Raw genomic sequence first — 15,975 nt, forward strand, 5'->3', positions numbered from 1 at the left:
GGCTTGCATCGGTGATCGACGGCTCCTTGTCGAAGCGCAGGATGGTGGTGTCGCGGTAGCGGTGCAGGAAGTAGGCGTCCTCGATCATCCGCGCGTAGAGCGTGACCAGCGGCAGGCCGAAGCTCTGGCTCTCCAGGCCACGCGGTGACTGCAGCGCGGAGATATCGAGCACCGCGATGGGCCGCCCCTGAGGGTCGTGGATCGGCGCCGCGGTACAGGTGAGCGCGATATGGGTGGCGTCGAAGTGCTCGCGCTGGTGACAGGTCAGGGCACGCGCCTCGTGAATACAGGTACCCACGGCGCAGGTGCCGGCGTGGCGTTCGTCCCAATCGGCGCCGAGATAGAGCCCGGCGCGACGTAGCGCGGCATCCTGGTCCGGATGACCGCGAAAGTCGACGGTGACCCCGTGGCGATCGGTCAGCAGCAGGACATAGCCCATCGGCGCCACCTGGGCGAAGAGCTGGTCGACCCCGGCCCGGGCCACGTAGAGGAGTTCGTCCACCGGCTCGCGCGAGTCGACCAGCGCTTCGTGGGTCAGCACACGTACCGGCCGCGGGCGGCTGGGGTCGAGCCGATAGTCATCGACGCAGCGCCGCCAGGAGCGCTGGATGATCTCGCGCCCCGCCAGCGCCTCGCGCCCCTCGCCCAGGCGTACCAGCGTGGCGATGTGCTGGCGCTGTGCCTGCTCGAACCTGCCCGCTTTCATCAAGCCGAGTCCCATTCCGACGCCTCCTGCCGATGGCCAGTTGCCAGCCTGTGCGCTGTCTGGAAAGTCGACGCGCAAGGGTGTGTACGAAAGTCGGCGAGCGACGGCCAGTTTGGTGTCCAGACTACGCCCTCGCGGCTGGCTGACGCCCTTGTCCGTTGGTCGCAGCGCGTCCCCGGGCGTGACAGCTGTCACGCCCGAGTTAACAGCTGTCACGTAGAGCCGTTACACCCATGCCGCCGGCGTGCCATCTCCCTTCCGCCGCAGCCGGCCCCTGATGCACAAAACCCAGTCTCATCAACATCTTGACATCTAAGACCAAAGCGCTAGTACGGCCTGGCACGCTTGCTGCACCACGTTGACGCGAGCGCTGTGTGCGCCACATCCAAGAGCACCAACAGGAGCAGCCCATGCCAGCATCCACCCCCACCCAGCAGGCCGCACAGTGGCTGGCGGATTTCGACGCCGCCCTGCGCGCCGGTGATATTCCGCGCGCCACCGCGCTGTTTCGCGACGACGGCTATTGGCGCGATCTGGTCGCCTTCACCTGGAACCTGAAGACCCTGGAGGGCCCGGCGGAGATCGCCGCGATGCTCGAGGCCACCCTGGCGCATACCGCCCCCGGCCAGTGGCAGCTCGACGGCGAAGCCAGCGAGAGCGATGGCGTGATCGAAGCCTGGTTCACCTTTGCCACCGGGGTCGCCACCGGCAAGGGGCTGCTGCGCCTGAAGGCAGGCAAGTGCTGGACATTGCTGACCACCCTGCAGGCGCTCAACGACTACCCCGAGCCGCGGGGACACCACCGCCCCCAGGGCGCCGAGCACGGTGCCAACAAGGCGCGCGAGACCTGGCGCGAAGCCCGCGACCGCGAGATCGCCGAGCTGGGCATCACCCGCCAGCCCTACTGTCTGATCGTCGGCGGCGGCCAGGGCGGCATCGGCCTCGCCGCCCGCCTGCGCCAGATGAACGTGCCGACCCTGGTGATCGACAAGCACGAACGTCCCGGCGATGCCTGGCGCAAGCGCTACAAGTCGCTGTGCCTGCACGATCCGGTCTGGTACGACCACCTGCCCTATCTGCCCTTCCCGGACAACTGGCCGGTGTTCGCACCCAAGGACAAGATCGGCGACTGGCTGGAGATGTATACCCGGGTGATGGAGCTCAACTACTGGTCCAGTACAGAGTGCGAGAGCGCCAGCTTCGACGAGGCCAGCGGCGAATGGACGGTGAAGGTGGTACGCGACGGTGAGCCGCTGACGCTCAAGCCCAAGCAGCTGATCCTCGCCACCGGCATGTCCGGCGTGCCCAACGTGCCGCACTTCCCCGGGGCCGACGACTTCGCCGGCGAGCAGCACCACTCCAGCCGCCACCCCGGCCCCGACGCCTACCGCGGCAAGCAGGTGGTGGTGATCGGCGCCAACAACTCGGCCCACGACATCTGCGCCGCGCTGTGGGAGAACGACGCCGACGTGACCATGGTGCAGCGCTCCTCGACCCATATCGTCAAGTCCGACTCGCTGATGCAGCACGCCCTCGGCCCGCTCTACTCCGAGGAGGCGCTGGCCAACGGCATCACCACCGACAAGGCGGACCTGATCTTCGCCTCGATCCCCTACCGGCTGCTGCCCGACTTCCAGCGCCCCGCCTTCGACGCCATCCGCGAGCAGGATGCCGACTTCTACCGGCGTCTCGAACGGGCGGGCTTCCTGCTCGACTTCGGCGCCGACGACTCGGGGCTGTTTCTCAAGTACCTGCGCCGCGGCTCCGGCTACTACATCGACGTCGGCGCCAGCGAGCTGGTCGCCAGCGGCGAGATCAAGCTGCGCAGCGGGGTCGACGTGGCCCGTATCAACCGGCACTCGGTGAGCCTGAGCGACGGCAGTGACCTGCCCGCCGACCTGATCGTCTACGCCACCGGCTAAGGCTCGATGAACGGCTGGGCGGCGGAGATCATCTCGCAGGAGGTCGCCGACAGGGTCGGCAAGTGCTGGGGCCTGGGCTCGGATACGCCCAAGGATCCCGGCCCCTGGGAGGGAGAACTGCGCAACATGTGGAAGCCGACCCAGCAGACGGCGCTGTGGTTCCACGGCGGTAATCTGCACCAGTCACGTCACTACTCGCACTATCTGGCGCTGCAACTGAAGGCGCGTCTCGAAGGTCTCGAGCCGCCGGTCTATGGATTGCAGCCGGTCCACCATCTGGCGTGATCGCCAACCCACAGCGGCAGGAGAGACGACATGAGTGAACAGCATATGAAGGCGGCCCGTTGGTACCAGGCACGCGATATCCGCGTCGAGCAGATCGAGGTTCCAACCCTGGACGACCCGCACCAGGTCAAAGTGAAGGTCGCCGCCTGCGGCATCTGCGGCAGCGATCTGCACGAGTACGCCGCCGGGCCGATCTTCATCCCGGTGGACTCGCCACACCCGTTGAGCCACGACCGGGCGCCCATTGTCATGGGCCACGAGTTCGCCGGCGAGGTGGTCGAGGTGGGCAGCGCGGTGACCCGGGTGGCGGTGGGTGACCGGGTGGCGATCGAGCCGATTCTCTCGCCCCACCGCGACGGCGCCTATCTGATGGAGCGCTACAACTTGAGCCCGCAGCTAGGTTTCCACGGGCTCTCCGGCGGTGGCGGCGGCTTCGCCGAGTACACCGTGGTCGGCGAGCACATGGTGCATCGGCTGCCCGAGGGTCTCTCCTTTGAGCAGGGCGCGCTGGTCGAGCCCGCCGCGGTCGGCCTGCACGCGGTGCGCCAGAGTTCGCTCAAGGCGGGGGACAGCGCGGTGGTATTCGGTGCCGGGCCGATCGGGCTGATGGTGATCGAATCGCTCAAGGCCGCCGGCGCGGCGTCGATTCACGCGGTCGAGGTCTCCGCCGCACGCAAGCAGCGCGCCTATGAGCTGGGCGCAATCGTGCACGATCCCAGCGAGGGCGACATCGTCGAGCGGCTGATCGCGGCCAGCGGCGGCGGCTTCGACGTCGCCTTCGAGGTCACCGGCCTGCCCGCGGTGCTCAACCAGTCGATCGCCAGCACCCACGCCGGCGGCGAGACGGTGATCGTCAGCATCTGGGAGTCGGAGGCGGCGATCCACCCCAACCAGCTGGTGATCCAGGAGCGTACGCTCAAGGGCATCATCGCCTATCGCCATCTCTACCCCGCGGTGATCGCGCTGATGCAGCAGGGCTACTACCGCGCCGAGGATCTGGTGACCGCACGCATCGCCCTGGATGACGTGGTCAGCCAGGGGTTCGAGGCGCTGCTCGCCGACAAGGCGCAGGTGAAGATCCTGGTCGACCCCGGCGCCTGACCTGCCGCGGCACGCATCAGACAGACCCATCGCGCCTCTTCGATGCCAGCAACGCCTCGGCCGCTGTCCACAAGGCAGCGCCCAGGAGTGTGAGATCCTTCACAAGAAAGCCGGCAGTGACCGATTCCAGGCCGAGGTCCGGCGTCGTGAACAGGAAGCTTAACGTACCCACCAGTGCCAACGCGGCCATCAAGCTCCCTAGCGCAGAGAGTTTGGGATAAGGCCGCCGCAGCGCGATGAGCACAGCCGTGATCACTTCGATCACACCGATCAGACTCGAGCCCCCTCGCTGCCCGAGCAAGGCATTGATCCACGAAAAGAATGGGCTGTTCTCCGTGAGCGGTGCTATCGCAGAGGCTTCGTAGGCGGTGAATTTGAACAGGCCATAGCCGAGAAAGATCAGCACCAGACTATAGCGAAGGATGACGAGACCGGCTGTAGCGATCAGCGGTTGCAGTTTATCGAGCGAGTTCATACGAGCTTCCGTGTGCCTTTTTAGTGGTGACGCGACGTGATCGATACAGCCATTCCTGTGCTTCGCGCCTGTAAACAGGTGCCGATCATCGCCCCTTTGTCAGATTCCCGCCCACCAGTCGTATCCCCTGTCCTCCCAATAGCCGCCCTTGCCACCGTGAATGTTCTTGAAGCTGTCGACGAGTTCCACCCGCATGACGTACTTGGCCTGCTTGTAACCCAGCTGGCGTTCCGCTCGCAGACGCAGGGGCGCGCCATTGGCTACCGGCAGCGAGGCATCGTTCAAGCCATAGGCAAGTATTGTCTGCGGATGATAGGCCTCGACCATGTCGAGACTCTCGTAGTAGAGATCGCTACCGCCGTAGGTATGATCGGCACAATGAAAGACCACGAATCTGGCCTGATCCCGCGGACGCACGCGATCGAGCAGGTCCGCCAGCGGCACACCGGTCCACTGGCCAATGCAGCTCCAGCCCTCGACGCAGTCGTGGCGGGTAATCTGCGTTCGCGACGGCATCGCGCCCAGCTCGTCCAGCGACAACGTCATGGGCTGCTCGACGAGACCGTCGATCGTCAGCCGCCAGTCGGCGAAATCGTTCTCCACCCAGGCTCGATAGTAATCTTCCTGGGGATTGGTCGTGCCGTTGGGACGGAAGACCGGTGCGATCTGGCTCTTGTCGAACTCCTGCGCCAGCGCCTGCCGGGAGGCGATCAGCCGCTGCGCCTTGTAGGTCAGTTGCTCGACGCTACCCAGCGCGCGCTTCACCGACGCGTTGTCGGTAATCCGGTCGCAACCCGCCAGCAGGCTTCCCGCCCCCAGCGCCGCCATGCCGGAGAGAAGCCGGCGCCGACTCCGATTCGGCCCGGACGATTCTGGCTTACTCATGAGAATCCTCCCGATTCACCGGCCCAGCCGGCCTTTCAGTGATGCGATAGCGCCCTGTCACCATCGAGCGCAGGTTGTTGAAGACACCCGAGACCAGCACCAGGGCGATATGCACGAAGAAAAAACCCACCAGCGAAAACGCGAAGATGAAATGCAGGGTTCTGGCGCTCTGCCGGCCGCCGAACAGCTCCGTCAGCAACGGCCAGGCCGCATTGATCGAGGGGGACATCGTCAACCCGGTGAGGATCATCATCGGTAACAGCACGAACAGCACCAGGACATAGGTGAGCTTCTGGATGCCGTTGTAGTCGGCTTCGTGATGAAAGCGGAACCGCGCGTGATCGACAATCGTCCTGGGTATGGCTCTCAGCTGTCGCCGCGTCGGAAAGATCGAGCCTCGCCGATGACGACTGATCACGGTGTAAAGCAGGTACGCCACCACCGAAGGGGCAAAGATCCAGCCGGCGAGGAAATGCCAGTTTCTCCCCATCGTCAGCCACTTGTCCCCCGGCAGCGTCGCCCAACGGGGAAAGGCACGTTGGCGCAGCTGTCCATTGTCATCGGAGAGCCCCAGCACGCCAGTGGTATCGAGCGTGTAGCCGGCGACTCGTGCCACACCCCGTTGTTCACCGTCGTTTCCGGCTTGGGCATGAATCGCGATGAAGGGGTCGGAGAAACCGGATTGCTCTCCCCAGTACAGCGCCGGGTGCGCGTTGAATATCTGCAGGCCGCTCATCAGCAGCACGATGAGACAGAGGAAATTGGTCCAGTGCCACAGCCGAGTGCCCAGGCTATGGCGCTTGATCAACCGGGACGATTCCGAGGCTTCCGGCTCGGAGGCCGGCCTGGAACTGGAATCGGGCTTGGGATTGGCGACGGGGCCGATACCGGATGGCATGATTCACCTCGCTTTCACGCAGACGGCATCCGGCGGCCGTGGCCGCCGGAAGGCCATGGCTCAATTATCGTGATCCACGCTGTCCTGACCCATGGCGTCGTCATGGCTCATGCCGTCCTGGCCCATGGCGTCGTCGTGGCCCATGCCGTCCTGGCCCATGGCATCGTCGTGGCCCATGCCGTCCTGGCCCATGGCGTCGTCGTGGCCCATGCCGTCCTGGCCCATGGCGTCGTCGTGGCTCATGCCGTCCTGGCTCATGCTGTCTTGCCCCATGGCGTCCTGGGGCATGCTATCGGTTTGCGTTTCCTGGGCACTGGCAAGGCTCGTGAAGAACACGCCACCGCTCAACAACGTGGCACTCAATGCCAGCAGGAACTTCGATTTATTCGCGATCATGACCTTCTCCGTATTCCTTGTCGGTAGCCACCTCGGTAGCGAGGCGGTAATAGCAAGGTAATCGGGGATTTCGGGCCAATCATCACGAAACCATAACGTCCGACCGTCCCGCTCCAGGCGTGACATTCGCGTGATGACTCGGTCGGGCATCTCGGCTATGTTCGGTCCTTTGATCCTCCGGAGCGCGATATGCAACGCCCGATACTCTGCGTGGAGGACGATCCCGATATCGGGCGTCTTCTGGAGACCATACTGGCCGAGGCCGGCTACGCGGCCGAATGGGTCAGTACCGGTGAAGCGGCACTGTCGAGATGGGCGGAGTCGTCGATGGTGATCCTCGATCTGATGTTGCCGGGCATCGACGGCCTGCAGGTCTGCCGCGAGATCCGCCGGGAGGACGCCACCATCCCGCTGATCATGTTGACGGCACTTGCCGGCACCCGGGAAGTGGTCGAAGGCCTGGAAATCGGCGCCGACGACTACATCACCAAGCCGTTCGATACCGACATTCTGGTGGCGAGGATCCACGCGCTGATGCGGCGCCGGGAAGCGGTCGACGCACACAGGAGGCCCGACTCCCGTCCCGTCGTCGTGATGGATCTGGAGATCGACGTCACCCATCACCGCGCGACGCTGCATGGGCGCCCGCTCTCCCTGACCGCCAGAGAGTTCGCCCTGCTCGCGTTCTTTTCCCGCCACCCCGGCCGCGGCTTTTCCCGGGGCGAGCTGCTCGATGCCGTGTGGGGCGCGGAGTTCGACGGCTACGATCACACCGTCAACACCCACATCAACCGCCTGCGCAGCAAGATCGAGGACGACCCCGCCCACCCGCGTTACATCCTGACCGTGTGGGGCATCGGCTACCGCTTTACCGACCTTCCGGCATCGGCGGCCGAGTGATCATGTGGCCACTTCTCAGAAGAGCCTATCGCAGTCTCTATGCACGCATCGTCTTCATCTATCTGACCAGCATGATCGCGCTGTCCGCGGCGACCGCGCTGATCGCGGTCGATCAGTTCGACCAGTTGGGCCGCGAGTGGCTGCAACGCTCCCAGATCCACATGGCGCGACAGTTGGCCCAGACCCTTCGAGCACCACTCAGCCAGGGTCTCGACGACGATCGGGTGCATACCGCCATCCAGCAGATCATGACCATCAACCCATCGCTGTCGCTATACGTTCTCGATGAGAACGGCCGGGTGGTCGGTGCCTACAGCGAGGGTTCGTGTGGTCTGGGGGAGCAGGTCAACCGGGGCGCCATCGCGGAACTGCTCTCGGAGATGCCCATGCTGCCGGTCTATGCGGACATGCCCTGCCAGGATGGCGAAGGGGTGTTCTCGGTAGCGCCGGTGACCTTCGGCCCCGAAGCCACACCGGGCTACCTGTTCGTGCGGCTGGAGGCCAATACCCAGGTATCGATGGCCAATATCTGGGAGACCAGCGGCATCACCCGGACCCTGCTGATCGCCACCGGCGTCGCCCTGCTGCTGACTCTGGTGGTGGGGCTTGCGCTGTTTGCGTTGCTGACCCGCCGGTTCACCCGGGTGACACGCGCCGTGCGCCACTTCGCCCGCGGCGACTACCGTCAACGCGTCCCCGACCGGATCGACGACGAGATCGGCCGCGTGGGCCGGGCCTTCAACGAGATGGCCGCCACCATCGAGGCGCAGGTGGAGGCGCTGCGCGACAACGACCGTCAGCGCCGGGAACTGGTCGCCAATCTCTCCCACGAATTCCGCACACCGCTGACGTCGCTGTCCGGCTACACCCGGCAACTGCTGCGCACCGCAACCTCCGCCGATGGCCGCGAGAGCCTCGAGGCCATTCGTCTCAACGTGGATCGACTGACACGGCTGGCCGCTCAACTGTCGCAGATGTCCCACGCCAATATCTCCGACCGGCCGCTGAGCCTCGAGTCCTTCTCTTTCGCCGAGCTGGCCAACGACATCGTCAGCAAGTTCCGGCCCAGGGCCGAGGAGAATGACGTCTGCCTCGCGGTCGAGAACGAGGCCGACATGGCCCAGGTGGCCGCGGATGTCGAGCTGATCGATCACGCCCTGACCAACCTGGTCGACAATGCCCTGTTCGCCACCAATGCCGGTGGGCGCGTCACGATCCGCATCCTCCACCTGAATGCCGACACCCTCAAGATCGGCGTTCGCGACACCGGTATCGGCATGAAACCCGAGGAGATCGCCCTGGTCTGCCAGCGCTTCTATCGCACCGCCCACGGCCGCGAGCGCGGCGACGGGACCGGCCTCGGCCTGGCGATCGTCTCCGATGTGTTGAAACGTCACGACTCGAAACTGACCCTCGAGAGCAAGCCCGGCCGCGGCTCCTGCATCTGGTTCACGCTGCCGCTGGCGAAGCCGTGATAACCTGACCGGGACGGCAATCCCGGCTCGCCGGCTCTCACGGAGGCTTCTCATGACAGATCGTATACTCGTGTTCTACGGTTCCTACCGATCCGACCGCGCCGGCATCCGGCTGGCGGACTACGTGGTGCGCACGCTCGATGCCCAGGGTGCCGACGCCGAACTCATCGACGCCAAGGCCGTCGACCTGCCGATGCTGGACCGCATGTACAAGGAGTACCCCGCGGGCGAGGCCCCGGAGGCGATGGAGACGCTGGCGAACAAGATCCGCGACGCGGACGGCTTCATCTTCGTCACCGGCGAATACAACTGGGGCGTGCAGCCGGGGCTGAAGAATCTGACCGACCACTTCCTGGAGGAGTGGTTCTGGCGCCCGGCCGGTATCGTCAGCTACTCGGCCGGCCGCCTGGGCGGTGCCCACGCCAGTCTCGCCTGGCGCGGCACCCTGGCCGAGATGGGCATGGTGGTCATCTCCAGCACGGTCACGGTCGGCCAGATCGGCAAGACTCTGGACGACACCGGGACGCCCGTCGGCGATGCCGGCAAATCCTTCGAACGCGCCTTCGGCCGATTTGCCGACGACCTGAGCTGGTGGGTCGAGGCAGGCAGGCGCCAGCGCGAGCATCGATCGCCGCCTTTCTGAGCCAACGCGTCAGAGGGTGTTTACAAATTCGGCGAGCGAAGGCAAGACAAGGCAAAATCGGCGAAAACGGACCGGGCTGGCGTTCCAGTTTACACGGGGTAAATGAGCATTTTGACCGGGCTCGCGTACGAGGCCGATTTTAACGCCGTATTGCCGAGCGCAGGCATTTTGTAAACACCCTCTTACACTGGTGTGACTATCCCGCCTGCCAGCGCGGGCGACGCCGGCCAAGGATTCGGGCCCGGCGTCGGCTTCATCGACAAGGAGTCTTCGACCTTCGCATGACCACCGATCCTCTCGTGTCAGTCGTCGCCCCGCGTGGGCAGTCGCCGCGACGATGAGCGACACCCGCCTCTTCCGCTCGCTGCGCGTCTACAACTACCGGATCTGGGCCGGCGGTGCGCTGGTCTCCAATATCGGCACCTGGATGCAGCGCGTCGCCCAGGACTGGCTGGTCCTGACCGTGCTCACCGACCACAACGCCAGCGCCGTCGGCATCACCATGGCGCTGCAGTTCGGGCCGCAGCTGCTGCTGTTGCCGTTCACCGGCTACGCGGCGGACCGCTTCGACCGCCGTCGGCTGATCATGCTGACCCAGGCCCTGCTGGGCCTGCTGGCGCTGGGGCTCGGCCTGGTCACCGTGACCGGCGCAGTCACGTTATGGCAGGTCTACGCCTTCGCCCTGGGGCTCGGCTGCGTCACCGCCTTCGACGGCCCGGCTCGCCAGGTATTCGTCAACGACCTGGTCGGCGAGACCTACCTCGCCAACGCCGTCGCCCTCAACTCGACCTCGTTCAACAGCGCGCGCATGATCGGCCCGGCGGTGGCCGGCGTGCTGATCGCCGCCATCGGCACCGGCTGGGTATTCCTCATCAACGCGGTCTCTTTCGCGGCAGTGCTGAGCTCGCTGTTCCTGCTGCGGGTCGACCAGCTCCACACGCCGCTCAAGTCGGATCGTCGCGCCGGCGGGCTGCTGGAGGGCTTTCGCTATGTCTGGAGACGTCCCGACCTGAAGGCGATGATGGTCATGCTGTTCCTGATCGGCACCTTCGGCTTCAACTTCCCGATCTATATCTCGACCATGTCGGTCTCCATCTTCCAGGGTGGCGCCGACCAGTACGGAGTTCTCACCTCGGCGCTGGCGATCGGATCGGTGGGCGGTGCGCTCATGGCCGCCCGTCGGGAACGGCCGGACCTGCGCCTGCTGGGCATATCGACCCTCGCCTTCGGCGTCTTCAGCGCTTTGGCGGCGGTCTCGCCCAACGTCGTCCTGTTCGCCGCCATGCTGACCCTGACCGGATTCACGGCGCTGACCTTCAACACCTCGTCCAACGCGCTGATGCAGTTGACCACCGATCCCGCCATGCGCGGCCGGGTGATGGCACTGAGAATGGCGGGGATCATGGGCGGCACGCCCCTCGGCGCCCCCATCGTCGGCTGGCTGGCCGATCACGCCGGACCGCGCTGGGCCATGGCGGTCGCTGCCGCATCCGGCGTGATCGCGGCGGCGGTGGCGGCGCGGCTCATGTTCCAGCAGCGCCGCCGGGTCTCGTCATCCTGATCGGGAGAAACCGAGCGTCGTCATGAACCGCGGCCGGCTGTCGGCTCGTCGCGGGGCAACGCCTCCATCAGGGATCGCAGCGCCTTGAGAAAGCTCTCCAACACCAGGTTGGGCGGGCGCCCCTTACGGGTGATGGCATAGTAGCGGGTGGAATATTCATAGCGGGTGGCGTACTCGAAGGTGTCGGGCGCGAGCCGCTTCATACGGCCGTGCTCGACCCAGCGCTGGGCGAAGTGGGTGGGCAGAAAACCGACATAGCTGCCGGTCAGCACCAGGAAGGCGACACCCTCGCGGTCCGTGGCGGAGGCCTTCGGCTTGAGCGTCTCATGCACGCGCTTGATCTCGGGGGTCTGGGCGTAGGAGGGAACCACGGCATCGAAGCACGCGATCTGCTGCGGCGTGGGCGCGTCGGCGTCGAAAAGCGGATGCCGGTCGCTGCAGTAGAGCGCCGACTGCTCGTCGTAGAGCGAGAGATAGTCGAGCCCCGGCACGCGCTTGAGTTCCGGCACCACGCCGGCATGCAGGCTACCGCCGAGTACCGCCATCTCGATGTCGTTGGGGGGCGCCATGCGGATATTGATGTGGACGTTGTCGCCGCGCGCCTTGAGCGCCCGCAGCGCCTCGGTGACATGCATGTTGGGCATGGTGACGAGATTGTCGGTGATGCCGATATTGAGCTCACCGGTCAGGCTGGAGTGCAGGCCGTTGACGCGGGTACGAAAATCTTCCACGGCGGCGAGCAGCTGCATGGTGGCCTCGAATACCGCCTGCCCTTCGCTGGTCAACTGGAAGCCGCTGCGGCCCCGCTGGCACAGCCGCATCGAGAGACGCGCCTCCAGATCGCTCATCGCCATGCTGATCGCCGCCCGGCTGATGTTGAGCTCGACCTCCGCCGACGAGAAGCCGCCGCACTCCACCACCTTGCGGAAGATGCGCAGCAGGCGCAGATCGACATCCCCCAACTGCCCCATTAGCGTGATCTTGCGTGAACTCATGTCGGTACCTGTCGTTCCCGGCGCCCTATCGGCCGAACGCCCGCGAGTAGCGGGGAAAGTTAAGCAAAGCGTTTAGTGAAATTAAGCATACAGGGATTTATTGACGCTATCCTCCAGCCTCAATCTGGACCCTGGCCAATCGGGCAAGCGCTCGCCACCGCGCCCTGCCCGAGATTTTCCATCGTCGATTGATACCCAAAGGATCGAGATCACATGTCCGACACGCTGACTCACTTCGTCGACGGCAAGCGCGCCGCGCTGGACTCGACGCGCACCAGCCCGATCTTCAACCCCTCCACCGGGCAGCGCTCCGGCGAGGTTCTGCTGGCCTCCCGTGCGGATGTCGAGCGGGTCATCGCCTCGTCGCAGGCTGCGTTCGAACAGTGGTCGGCCTTCTCCCCCCTCAGGCGCTCCCGGGTCCTGTTCAACTACAAGTCATTGCTGGAGGCCCACGCGGACGAGCTCGCCCGGCTGATCTCCCAGGAGCACGGCAAGGTGTTCTCCGACGCCAAGGGCGAGCTGACCCGCGGCCTGGAAGTGGTCGAGTTCGCCTGCGGCATGCCGCATCTGCAGAAGGGCGAGCACTCGCTCAACGTCGGCTCGGGCATCGACTCCTTCTCGCTGATGCAGCCGCTGGGCGTCTGCGCCGGCATCACCCCGTTCAACTTCCCGGCCATGGTGCCGCTGTGGATGTTCCCGATCGCCATCGCCGCCGGTAACACCTTCGTGCTCAAGCCGTCGGAGAAGGACCCCTCGGCCACCCTGCGCATTGCCGAGCTGTTCAGTGAAGCGGGGCTGCCCGAGGGCGTGCTCAACGTGGTCAACGGCGACAAGGAGGCGGTCGACACCCTGCTCACCGATCCGCGGGTGCAGGCGGTGAGCTTCGTCGGTTCCACGCCGATCGCCGAGTACGTCTACGCCACCGCCTCCGCCCACGGCAAGCGCGTGCAGGCCCTCGGCGGGGCCAAGAACCATATGGTGATCATGCCCGACGCCGATCTCGACCAGGCCGCGGACGCGCTGATGGGCGCCGCCTACGGCAGTGCCGGCGAGCGCTGCATGGCGATCTCGGTGGCGATGCCAGTGGGCGACGAGACCGCCGAGAAGCTGCGCGAGAAGCTGTTGTCACGGCTGGACGAGCTGCGCGTGGGCGAGAGCCTCACCGACGGCCCGGACCACGACATGGGACCGCTGGTCTCCCGCGCGCACCTGGAGAAGGTGAGCGGCTATATCGAGCAGGGCGTGCAGGAAGGCGCCGAGCTGGTGCGCGACGGCCGCCAGCTCCAGCACGACAGCAACGGTTTCTTCATCGGCGGCACCCTGTTCGACCACGTCAAGCCGGGCATGCGCATCTACGACGAGGAGATTTTCGGCCCGGTGCTGGTGATCGCCCGCGCCGAGAGCTTCGATGCCGCGGTCAAGATGGTCAACGACCACGAGTTCGGCAACGGCACCGCCATCTTCACCCGCGACGGCGACAGCGCGCGGCAGTACTGCGAGCAGATCCAGGTCGGCATGGTCGGGGTCAACGTGCCGATCCCGGTGCCCATGGCGTTCCACAGCTTCGGCGGCTGGAAGCGTTCGCTGTTCGGCGCGCTGCACGTGCACGGCGCCGACGGCGTACGCTTCTACACGCGCATGAAGACGGTCACCGCACGCTGGCCCTCCGGTCTGCGGGAGGCAACCAATCAGTACACCATGCCAACGCTCTAGGCCATGCCTGAAAAGTACTGCGCTCGTCGACTTTTCAGACAGGGCCACGCAATGAGAGACAGACAGGGTCTGGCGCAGCGTCCCGGACACCATGTGACACGACAGGATTCCCCATGCACTCGATCGACAATCAGCAGGTGAAGGCGCTCGACCGCGCCCACGTGTTCCACTCCTGGTCGGCCCAGGGCGCGCTCGATCCGCTGGTGATCAAGAGCGGCGAAGGCTGCCGGCTGTGGGACTACGACGGCCGCGAGTACCTCGACTTCTCCAGCCAGCTGGTCAACACCAATATCGGCCACCAGCATCCGCGGGTGATCGCGGCGATCAAGGCCCAGGCCGACGAGCTGACCACCATCGCCCCCGCCCACGCCAACTGGATGCGCGGGCGCGCCGCCGAGAAGATCCTCGAACGCGCCCCGGCCGGTTTCGCCAAGGTGTTCTTCACCAACGCCGGCGCCGACGCCAACGAGAACGCCATCCGCATGGCGCGGGCGGTCACCGGCCGCGACAAGATCCTTTCGGCCTACCGCTCCTACCACGGCGGTACCGGCTCGGCGATCGCCGCCACCGGGGATTTCCGCCGAGTGCCCAACGAGTACGCCCGCGGCCACGTGCACTTCTTCAACCCCTGGCTGTATCGCAGCGAATTCTGGGCCGGCAACGAGGAGGAGGAGTGCCAGCGCGCGCTGCACCACCTGCGCCGGGTGATCGAGTGCGAGGGACCGGCGAGCATCGCCGGGCTGCTGCTCGAGACCATCCCGGGCACCGCCGGCGTACTGGTGCCGCCGCCGGGCTATCTGGCCGGGGTGCGCGCGCTGGCCGACGAGTTCGGCCTGATGCTGATCTTCGACGAAGTAATGGCCGGCTTCGGCCGTACCGGCGCCTGGCTGGCGCTGGATCACTTCGACGTGGTGCCGGACCTGATCACCTTCGCCAAGGGTGTCAATTCGGGCTATGTGCCCGCCGGCGGGGTGATCGTCAACCAGCGCATCGCCCACCACTTCGACGACGAGATGTTCTACGGCGGCCTGACCTACTCCGGCCACCCGCTGGCCATGGCGGCGATCTGCGCCACCCTGGAGACGATGCAGGAAGAGGGTGTCGTCGACAACGCCCGCCACATCGGCGAGACGGTGCTCACCCCCGGACTCGCCCGCCTGGCCCAGCGCCATGCCCATGTCGGCGAGGTGCGCGGCCTGGGGGTGTTCCACGCCATCGAACTGGTCGAGGACCGGGACAGCCGCACGCCGCTGGCCGGGGCCAAGGTCGGCAAGCTCAAGCAGGCGATGATGGAACGTGGCCTGCTGGCGTTCGTGGTCGCCAACCGCATCCACGTGGTGCCGCCGTGCATCGTTACCGCCGGTGAGGCCGAACGGGGGCTGGCGATCATCGACGAGGCGCTGGGTACACTGGGCTGAGAGGACGCCGGGCGATTAGTCGGCCCGACCGGGGCTGGAACGGCGAGGGGTCGCCGAGTAGCCGCCTGCCACCGGCCCCTCGATCTCCCACGCTCGTCCCGACGACAGTCAGCGCGGCATCAACTGCCACGCCACTTCGATAAATCGGGAGACGCCAGCCTCCTTGAAGTTGAGCGACGATTCGAGCACGTCCTTGCGCGACAGTTCGGCAATGGCATGGCTGTCGGCGTAGTGGCCGGCCACTTCCTCAGGCAGCACCGGAAACGGCGGCCCCGCCTTCTCGGCGGGATCGTACTCGAAGGTGATCAGCAATTGCGGCGCCGCGTGGGTCAACGCCAGGATCTGAGCGGCATAGGTGCCACGCATCGACGGCGGCAAGGCCACCAGCGCGGCGCGGTCGTAGACCAGGTCGACCGGCCCCAGGTCGTCGGCTTTCAGGCGGAAGATGTCACCCTGGAAGATAGCCAATCTACCGGACTGCCAGTATTGGCCGCCCTCCCAGGACGAGATGTCGGGGACGAGTTTCAATGCTTCGAAAAGCTGACCCACCGCGATCTCGCTCAGCTCCGCACCGACGACCCGATACCCTGCCTCCAGCAGCC

Annotated in this window: 13 protein-coding genes and 2 pseudogenes; 8 read left to right on the forward strand and 7 right to left on the reverse strand. The window is 65.8% G+C overall.

The features are described from left to right. Positions 1-721, reverse strand: a pseudogene (locus tag AC3AYF_RS08945) (sigma-54-dependent Fis family transcriptional regulator); the annotation flags it as partial. 395 nt (positions 722-1,116) lie between these two features. Here AC3AYF_RS08945 and AC3AYF_RS08950 point away from each other — a divergent pair. Both AC3AYF_RS08950 and AC3AYF_RS08955 read left to right on the forward strand, forming a co-directional pair. Further along, a pseudogene (locus AC3AYF_RS08950) lies at positions 1,117-2,913 on the forward strand (NAD(P)-binding domain-containing protein). Between the two features lie 30 nt (positions 2,914-2,943). Next, a complete protein-coding gene (locus AC3AYF_RS08955) occupies positions 2,944-4,014 on the forward strand; it encodes a 2,3-butanediol dehydrogenase (protein ID WP_295040867.1) in 1,071 nt (356 codons plus the stop codon). A gap of 16 nt (positions 4,015-4,030) precedes the next feature. Here AC3AYF_RS08955 and AC3AYF_RS08960 read toward each other — a convergent pair whose 3' ends face one another. The 4 genes from AC3AYF_RS08960 to AC3AYF_RS08975 form a co-directional block, all read right to left on the reverse strand. Beyond that, positions 4,031-4,489, reverse strand: a complete 459-nt coding sequence (locus tag AC3AYF_RS08960) for a DUF417 family protein (protein WP_295040868.1) — start codon at positions 4,487-4,489, stop codon at positions 4,031-4,033. A 99-nt stretch (positions 4,490-4,588) separates the two neighbouring features. After that, a complete protein-coding gene (locus tag AC3AYF_RS08965; RefSeq protein WP_487779641.1) occupies positions 4,589-5,374 on the reverse strand; it encodes a molybdopterin-binding protein in 786 nt (261 codons plus the stop codon). Further along, the gene (locus tag AC3AYF_RS08970; protein WP_295040870.1) at positions 5,367-6,272 is read right to left on the reverse strand and encodes a cytochrome b/b6 domain-containing protein; all 906 of its coding nucleotides are present in this window, start codon (positions 6,270-6,272) and stop codon (positions 5,367-5,369) included. Before AC3AYF_RS08970 ends, AC3AYF_RS08965 begins: the two co-directional genes overlap by 8 nt. Before the next feature lie 60 nt (positions 6,273-6,332). Then, positions 6,333-6,668: a pentapeptide MXKDX repeat protein gene (locus AC3AYF_RS08975; protein ID WP_487779642.1), complete on the reverse strand. Its 336-nt coding sequence runs from the start codon at positions 6,666-6,668 to the stop codon at positions 6,333-6,335. Between the two features lie 189 nt (positions 6,669-6,857). Between AC3AYF_RS08975 and AC3AYF_RS08980 the strand changes: the two genes are divergently transcribed. The 4 genes from AC3AYF_RS08980 to AC3AYF_RS08995 all read left to right on the forward strand — a co-directional run bounded on the left by AC3AYF_RS08980 (position 6,858) and on the right by AC3AYF_RS08995 (position 11,247). After that, the gene (locus tag AC3AYF_RS08980) at positions 6,858-7,568 is read left to right on the forward strand and encodes a response regulator transcription factor (protein WP_295040231.1); all 711 of its coding nucleotides are present in this window, start codon (positions 6,858-6,860) and stop codon (positions 7,566-7,568) included. Between the two features lie 2 nt (positions 7,569-7,570). After that, positions 7,571-9,043, forward strand: coding sequence for a sensor histidine kinase (locus AC3AYF_RS08985; protein WP_295040229.1), 1,473 nt, complete (start codon positions 7,571-7,573; stop codon positions 9,041-9,043). 52 nt (positions 9,044-9,095) lie between these two features. Beyond that, positions 9,096-9,686 (forward strand): NADPH-dependent FMN reductase, encoded by a 591-nt coding sequence (locus tag AC3AYF_RS08990; protein ID WP_295040227.1) that lies wholly within the window; start codon positions 9,096-9,098, stop codon positions 9,684-9,686. Positions 9,687-10,023: 337 nt separating this feature from the next. Beyond that, positions 10,024-11,247, forward strand: coding sequence for an MFS transporter (locus tag AC3AYF_RS08995; RefSeq protein ID WP_487779643.1), 1,224 nt, complete (start codon positions 10,024-10,026; stop codon positions 11,245-11,247). A 20-nt stretch (positions 11,248-11,267) separates the two neighbouring features. On the opposite strand, the gene AC3AYF_RS09000 is transcribed toward AC3AYF_RS08995, so the two are convergent. Then, on the reverse strand, positions 11,268-12,242 hold the full coding sequence (locus tag AC3AYF_RS09000) for a LysR family transcriptional regulator (protein WP_295040223.1): 975 nt from the start codon (positions 12,240-12,242) through the stop codon (positions 11,268-11,270). A gap of 213 nt (positions 12,243-12,455) precedes the next feature. On the opposite strand from AC3AYF_RS09000, the gene AC3AYF_RS09005 reads away from it, so the two are divergent. Both AC3AYF_RS09005 and AC3AYF_RS09010 read left to right on the forward strand, forming a co-directional pair. After that, the gene (locus AC3AYF_RS09005) at positions 12,456-13,955 is read left to right on the forward strand and encodes a CoA-acylating methylmalonate-semialdehyde dehydrogenase (RefSeq protein ID WP_295040221.1); all 1,500 of its coding nucleotides are present in this window, start codon (positions 12,456-12,458) and stop codon (positions 13,953-13,955) included. Positions 13,956-14,068: 113 nt separating this feature from the next. Continuing rightward, on the forward strand, positions 14,069-15,373 hold the full coding sequence (locus AC3AYF_RS09010) for an aspartate aminotransferase family protein (protein WP_295040219.1): 1,305 nt from the start codon (positions 14,069-14,071) through the stop codon (positions 15,371-15,373). A gap of 108 nt (positions 15,374-15,481) precedes the next feature. On the opposite strand, the gene AC3AYF_RS09015 is transcribed toward AC3AYF_RS09010, so the two are convergent. After that, a partial coding sequence (locus AC3AYF_RS09015) for a class I SAM-dependent methyltransferase (protein WP_295040217.1) occupies positions 15,482-15,975 on the reverse strand: 494 nt, incomplete at its 5' end.

Source organism: Salinicola sp. (assembly GCF_982684285.1).

Excerpts from the sequence above, each read along its gene's own strand:
- AC3AYF_RS08955 (WP_295040867.1), top strand. The coding sequence starts at position 2,944 with ATGAGTGAACAGCATATGAAGGCGGCCCGTTGGTACCAGGCACGCGAT.
- AC3AYF_RS08975 (WP_487779642.1), bottom strand. The coding sequence starts at position 6,668 with ATGATCGCGAATAAATCGAAGTTCCTGCTGGCATTGAGTGCCACGTTG.
- AC3AYF_RS09000 (WP_295040223.1), bottom strand. The coding sequence starts at position 12,242 with ATGAGTTCACGCAAGATCACGCTAATGGGGCAGTTGGGGGATGTCGAT.
- AC3AYF_RS08980 (WP_295040231.1), top strand. The coding sequence starts at position 6,858 with ATGCAACGCCCGATACTCTGCGTGGAGGACGATCCCGATATCGGGCGT.
- AC3AYF_RS08970 (WP_295040870.1), bottom strand. The coding sequence starts at position 6,272 with ATGCCATCCGGTATCGGCCCCGTCGCCAATCCCAAGCCCGATTCCAGT.
- AC3AYF_RS08960 (WP_295040868.1), bottom strand. The coding sequence starts at position 4,489 with ATGAACTCGCTCGATAAACTGCAACCGCTGATCGCTACAGCCGGTCTC.
- AC3AYF_RS09005 (WP_295040221.1), top strand. The coding sequence starts at position 12,456 with ATGTCCGACACGCTGACTCACTTCGTCGACGGCAAGCGCGCCGCGCTG.
- AC3AYF_RS09010 (WP_295040219.1), top strand. The coding sequence starts at position 14,069 with ATGCACTCGATCGACAATCAGCAGGTGAAGGCGCTCGACCGCGCCCAC.
- AC3AYF_RS08995 (WP_487779643.1), top strand. The coding sequence starts at position 10,024 with ATGAGCGACACCCGCCTCTTCCGCTCGCTGCGCGTCTACAACTACCGG.
- AC3AYF_RS08985 (WP_295040229.1), top strand. The coding sequence starts at position 7,571 with ATGTGGCCACTTCTCAGAAGAGCCTATCGCAGTCTCTATGCACGCATC.
- AC3AYF_RS08965 (WP_487779641.1), bottom strand. The coding sequence starts at position 5,374 with ATGAGTAAGCCAGAATCGTCCGGGCCGAATCGGAGTCGGCGCCGGCTT.
- AC3AYF_RS08990 (WP_295040227.1), top strand. The coding sequence starts at position 9,096 with ATGACAGATCGTATACTCGTGTTCTACGGTTCCTACCGATCCGACCGC.